This window comes from Desulfovibrio piger (assembly GCF_012843875.1).
In the GTDB taxonomy this organism is placed as follows: Bacteria; Desulfobacterota; Desulfovibrionia; order Desulfovibrionales; family Desulfovibrionaceae; genus Desulfovibrio.
On the sequence record NZ_JABAFY010000002.1, the window covers coordinates 138,448 to 144,447 of the forward strand.

4 protein-coding genes and 1 riboswitch are annotated in these 6,000 nt (G+C 60.9%); all 4 genes read right to left on the minus strand.

Features of this window, described 5'->3' with window-relative positions:
• Positions 1 to 643: 643 nt before the first annotated feature.
• The 4 genes from nrdG to HF854_RS01170 all read right to left on the minus strand — a co-directional run bounded on the left by nrdG (position 644) and on the right by HF854_RS01170 (position 5,628).
• A complete protein-coding gene (gene nrdG / locus HF854_RS01155) occupies positions 644 to 1,141 on the minus strand; it encodes an anaerobic ribonucleoside-triphosphate reductase activating protein (RefSeq protein WP_168934632.1) in 498 nt (165 codons plus the stop codon).
• On the minus strand, positions 1,134 to 1,301 hold the full coding sequence (nrdD, locus tag HF854_RS01160) for an anaerobic ribonucleoside-triphosphate reductase (protein ID WP_006003899.1): 168 nt from the start codon (positions 1,299 to 1,301) through the stop codon (positions 1,134 to 1,136). The genes nrdG and nrdD overlap by 8 nt, the downstream gene beginning before the upstream one ends.
• Positions 1,302 to 1,340: 39 nt before the next feature.
• Entirely contained in the window at positions 1,341 to 3,596 is a 2,256-nt protein-coding gene (locus HF854_RS01165) for an anaerobic ribonucleoside triphosphate reductase (protein ID WP_168934633.1), read from the minus strand.
• Between the two features lie 197 nt (positions 3,597 to 3,793).
• A riboswitch (cobalamin riboswitch) is annotated at positions 3,794 to 3,970 on the minus strand.
• A gap of 356 nt (positions 3,971 to 4,326) precedes the next feature.
• Positions 4,327 to 5,628: a lactate racemase domain-containing protein gene (locus HF854_RS01170; protein WP_240937623.1), complete on the minus strand. Its 1,302-nt coding sequence runs from the start codon at positions 5,626 to 5,628 to the stop codon at positions 4,327 to 4,329.
• Positions 5,629 to 6,000 lie beyond the last annotated feature (372 nt).

The following is a 6,000-nucleotide window of genomic DNA, read 5'->3' on the forward strand; positions in this document are numbered from 1 at the left end:
CTTTTTTCTTTCGGCAAGTCCCCTGCAAGACCAGCCTGCGCCAAAAAAACACACGCCTGCTCAAGGCAGGCGTGTGACATACAGGCTGTGAAGTCGGTCACCGTCGCACAACGAGGGGGACCGGTACACAGCTCCGAGAAAAATGTTTTCGGGATTGGACGGGGGACTGGGAGAAAGAAGGCCAGCTCTTACAAAAACGCCCTTTTCCCCAGTCGGCACTCCGACAAAATTCACATCCCCATTTTGACGGCAGATCGTCATCCGGCCTTCATGCATATGACGACGAACGACGCCATAACGTTTTCGGATGTCGGAGCTGTTCGCCCCAAGCCTCCGGAGAGCGCATCACAGGGATTCCTCCTCTTCTCCTGCGGATGCCTGATCCGGGCTTGCATCATGGCGCGAGCTGTCCTTGCGCTCCTGCATTCCGAGTATCCCCGGTGAGCGCCCAAAACAAAAAAGCCTGCGCAAGGCAGGCTTTTGACATACGGACTGCGACGCCAGCTACCACCACACAACGACGGGGACCGGCATGCAGACCTGAAAAAAGTTTTTTCGGGGTTGGATGGGGGCCTGGGGGAAGGAAGGGGCAGTTTTTACAAAAAACGCCCCTTCCTTCCCCCAGCTGAAACCCCGGTAAAAATCACGCCTCCACGGGGCGCAGGGCTTCGATGGCGGCCCTGTCCAGGACACGCTGGTTGGAGCTGCCGCGGAAATCCAGCTCCAGATCGCGCAGGGCTTCCACATAGGGACCGTCCACCAGCACGTCCACCTTGTCCAGCAACCGGCCCACGGCCGGGATCTTTTGGGCAAGGCTGTAGAGTTCCTCGCAGGTGTAGCCGCTGTAGGCATAGACGTTCTTGCCCGCGGCGTGCACGGCATCGGCCAGGTGGCACAGGGGCTCGGCCTGGACGAAAGGCTCGCCGCCGGAGAACGTGATGCCCGACAACAGGGGGTTTTCCATGAACTGACGCAGGATGTCGTCCGTATCCCGGAACTCTCCGCCGTCGAAGTCATGGGTCTGCGGATTGTGGCAGCCCGGGCAATGATGGGGACAGCCCTGGGTGAAGACCACGTAGCGCAGTCCGGGACCGTCTACGATGGACTCTTCCACAATACCGCTGATGCGGAGCCTAGGCATGCTTGACGCGGTCGCGTTCTTCGGCACGCTTGGCGTTGTTGAAACGGTCAAGCGTCCCCACCAGATAGCCGGTGATGCGGCGCACGCGTTCAAAAGCCACGCCTTCGCCCACCATTTTCACTTCGGCTTTGGTCTCGGTCAGTTCAGATTTCATCAGCATGGTCCAGGCTCCTCCTCTTGGGGTAAAAAGTGACGGAAACTAACGGCAGCAGTTGGGCATGTGCGGATACTTGCGGCGCAGCATCTTGAGCGTTTCCTGACTCACGGCCTCGCCCTCCTTGCGCCCGCAGCGGGGGCACTGGCCGTTGATGACGCCCACATAGCCGCACACAGGGTCGCGGTCCAGCGGATGGTTGATGGATCCGTAGCCCACACCCTTGTCGTGCATGAAACGGATGATGGTCTCAAAGGCTTCCAGGTTCTTGCAGGTATCGCCGTCCAGCTCCACATAGGTGATATGACCGGCATTGGTGAAGCTGTGGTAGGGCGCTTCCAGCTCGATCTTGCGGAAGGCCTTGATGGGGAAATACACGGGCACGTGGAAGGAGTTGGTGTAGTACTCCCGGTCCGTGACGCCCTTGATGACGCCGTACTTCTTGCGGTCCAGGGCCACGAAGCGGCCGCTCAGACCTTCGGCAGGCGTGGCGATCAGGGTAAAGTTGAGATGCGTCTTGGCGGCTTCGTCATCGCAGCGCTTGCGCATGTGTTCCACGATGCGCAGACCCAGCTTCTGGGAGTCTTCGCTCTCGCCGTGATGCTTGCCGGTCAGGGCCACCAGGGTCTCGGCCAGACCGATGAAGCCCACGGTCAGGGTGCCGTGCTTGAGCACTTCGGCCACGCTCTCGTCCCAGTCCAGCTTTTCGGAATCCAGCCAGATGCCGTTACCCATCAGGAAGGGATAGTTGCGCACCTTCTTGGAGCACTGGATGTCGAAGCGGTGCAGCAGCTGACGGAAGACCAGGTCGATCTGATCGTCCAGCAGCTGGAAGAAGCGGTCCGGATCGCCCTTGGCCTCGATGCCCAGGCGGGGCAGGTTGATGGACGTGAAGCTCAGGTTGCCGCGGCCACAGGTCACCTGACGGTCGGGGTCGTACACGTTACCCAGCACGCGGGTGCGGCAACCCATGTAGGCCACTTCGCTGTTGTAGTCACCGGGCTTGTAGTACTGCAGGTTGAACGGCGCATCCAGGAAGCTGAAATTGGGGAACAGACGCATGGCCGAGGTCTTGATGGCCATCTTGAACAGGTCGTAGTTGGGGTCGCCTTCGTTGTAGTTGACGCCTTCCTTGACCTTGAAGATCTGCACCGGGAAGATGGAGGTCTCGCCGCTGCCCAGACCGGCCTGGGTGGCCAGCAGCAGGTTGCGCACCACCATGCGGCCCTCGGCGGAGGTGTCGGTGCCGTAGTTGACGGAGCTGAAGGGCACCTGCGCACCGGCGCGGGAATTCATGGTGTTCAGGTTGTGCACGAAGGCTTCCATGGCCTGGTAGGTGCGGCGGTCGGTGATGCGCAGGGCTTCCTCGGCGGCATAGGCATGGGCGGCACGCACCAGATCGCGCTCGTTCTCGGCCACCAGGCCTTCCATGCGCTTGCCCAGTTCGTCCACATCGGCCATGCGGATGGCGGGCATCACGGGCAGCAGGATCTGCTGGCTGAATTCCTCGGCCTGGGCGGCATCCATGCCGGTCCTGATGCGCACGAAGGCGGTGAAGGCGTGGCGGTATTCCTTGCGGAAGGTCTTGGCCACGCCGCCGGCCATGGCGTAATCGAAGTGCGGCACGCTCTGGCCGCCGTGCATCTCGTTCTGGTTGGCCTGGATGGCGATACAGGCCAGGGCGGAATAGCTCTCGATGGAATTGGGCTCGCGCAGATGGCCGTGACCGGTGGAGAACCCGTTGCGGAACAGCGGGATCAGGTCGATCTGGCAACAGGTCTCGGTGAGCATGTAGAAATCCTTGTCATGGATATGGATGTCACCGTTGATGTGCGCGGCCGAGGCGTCCTTGGGCAGGACGTAGTTGTCGGTGAAATACTTGGCCCCTTCGGAACCGTACTTGAGCATGGTGCCCATGGCCGTATCGCCGTCGATGTTGGCGTTCTCGCGCTTGATGTCTTCTTCGATGGCGGGCGCGTAGGTCAGGGTCTTGTAGATCTCCATCAGGTACGATTCCGCGTTGCGCCGCTTGGTGTGCTCGGCGCGGTACAGGATGTAGGCCTTGGCGGTCTTGGCGTAATCGTACTGGATCAGGGTCTCTTCCACCACGTCCTGGATCTCTTCCACATGGCGGAGGTTCTGGGCTTCGAGCTTGCGGCAGACCTTTTCGGTGACGAACAGGAGATCCGTGGGGGACATGTCCTCGCCGGACGCCTTGTTGGCCTTGGTAATGGCATTGAGAATCTTGACGGAATCAAAGGCGACCTCGGTCCCGTCCCGCTTGATGATGCTCGCAAGCATGTTTTCCTGCTCCAGATCCAAAGATATTTGTTTTCCTGACCCGTTTTAGGGTCAACACAAAAGACCCTCCCTGTAGGGGAGGTCTCAGGCCCTGAAAAATCGCGAAAAAAAGGTGGAAAAAAGATACGGACGCCCGTCGACAGAGTGTCATGACGTCCCTTCCCAGCGGCAAAAACCCGTTGCCGTGAGGCTGTCCCCATGGACAAGCGGCAGAAGCAGGTCTTCCGGCTCGTCACCCTGCTCCCGGCCTTCCCGGCGATTGCCAGTGGCACACGGGGGGAGCAGGTTCTGCGACTTACGGCGGCGGGTCCGCTCCCGGATCTCACGGGATTCCCGATGAAGCTCGTAGCAGCGCTTCTGCCCGCTCAAGATGGCAAAAGGTGCCCCAACTGTCAACACAGAGTTTTTGTAAGTATTTTACAACATTTTGAAATAATTGTAAAAAATTACAAGTCTGCGCCAAGACAGGGAATTTGCCAAAGTCCGCGCCAATTCTGGGCTGGCGGGATTTTTGAATCCGCAGACCACTCCGCCTGCGTCGTTTTTCACAACTTGCCGCCCTGCCGGAGCCCCCTTTTCCGCATAAAAAAAGGGCTCTCCTCCGGGAAGCGGATCCCCTGCCAGACGCCCCCTGCCGGATGACACAGCCCGCGTACGGACCGCGCATCCGGCGGGGACCCGTTTTCAACCGGCGCGGGTACCCGAAGGTGCCCGCGCCAGCCTGTGGTCGCTAGACCGCCAGCTTGGGCAGGGTCGAGGCGCCGTGCGGCATGATGATGGTGCGCACGTCCAGCTCCTGTCCCAGGAAATGGCGGGCCTTGTCCAGGGCCTCGTCCAGGCTATGGCAGACATGCATCTTCGTCTTGCCGAACAGGGCGGCATCCATGTCCGTCACCAGGATGAGGTTGTGTTTCTCGGCCGCCTCGGCAAAGAGGAAGCCCACATAGCTGCCGATGGAAAAAGTATTGCGCAGGGCCTTTTCACGGGCCTGCATGTCGCTGTAGGCGCAGATCTGCGTCTCCACATCGGGGTTGCCGAAGCCTTCGGAGCAGCGGGAAAGCAGGATCATGGTCCCGCCCGGCTGCACGGCGCTCAGGGCGTTGCTCAGCAGCTTGATGGTCTGGTAAAGGTTGATGTCCTTGGGGTAGCCGCCCGCGCTGGCCACCACCAGGGGCGTACGCTCGGGGATGGTCACGCCTTCCATGCTGTCCACCAGACGGCAGGCCGCCGCATGGGACTGGACCCAGTCACCGGCAAAGGCCTTGATGATGCGGTAATCGTCATTGACCACCACATTGAGACCGAAGCAGGGCCGGGCCATGGCCGCGGCCTCGAAGATGTCGGCATGGAAAATGTTGGTGTCCGCCATGTTGGCGCTGCGCACGTCGGCGTTGGTGCCGTTGCCGAAGCCGGGGTTCAGGGCCTGCTTGTGATGGCGCTGGATGGTCTCGTAACCGGCGATGCCGGGCAGCAGCATCTTGCCGCCGCCACCGAAGCCCGCCAGGAAGTGGTAGACCACGCCGCAGGTGATGATGATCTTGTCACAGGCTATGGCGTAGCTGTTGAACCACACCGGCGTGCCGCGGCTGGTATCGCCCACGTGCACCAGATGGGCCGTATCGCGGCAGTCGTGGTCGATGACGCGGATACGGCGGCAGATGTCCTCGCCCAGCAGACGGGCCTGCTCGTCGCCCATATGGGCACGGTGCGTGCCCGTGGCCGTGACGATGAGGATGTCGCTGTCGGGGATGCCGCAGGCGTTGAGCTCTTCCACCATCACGTGGACGTAGACCGCGGGCGACTGCCACAAGCGGGTCACATCGGGCACCAGCAGGCAGATCTTCTCGCCGGGGTTGACGATGTCCTTCAGGCAGGGCGAGCCGATGGGATGGCGCAGGGCCTCACGCACGGCCTGAGCCGGTTCCATGACCGGCAAGGACACAGGATTGGATTCCAGCACGGCCGCCAGGTTCTTGTCGGCCACCGGCATGGTCCAGGAAATATCACCATAGTGCAGCGTATGTTCTGACATGACGCACCTCATTCCCTCTAAGGCCAGAAAACAGCGGAACAGCTCCGCAGAGGTCCGCGACTATAGGCCCCTCGCCCGCGGGCCGCAAGCCCAAAATCCGGGGAATCATTCGATTTTATTTTATAAAATATCACATACCAAGCACTTTGCTTTGATTCCGTGCCGCCTGCCGGACTGCGCCCCGGCCCATTGCTCCCCCTCCTCTCCCGCCCTTGGTAAACGGGATCGAACCAAACAGCCCGCAACATCCACGCCTGCCCCTCTCCAGACAGCGGCGGGGACCGGCAGACAGACCTGAGCAAAAGTTTTTTTCAGGGGTGGATGGGGGCCCGGGGGAAGGCGGGGACAGTTTTTACAAAAAACGTCCCCGCC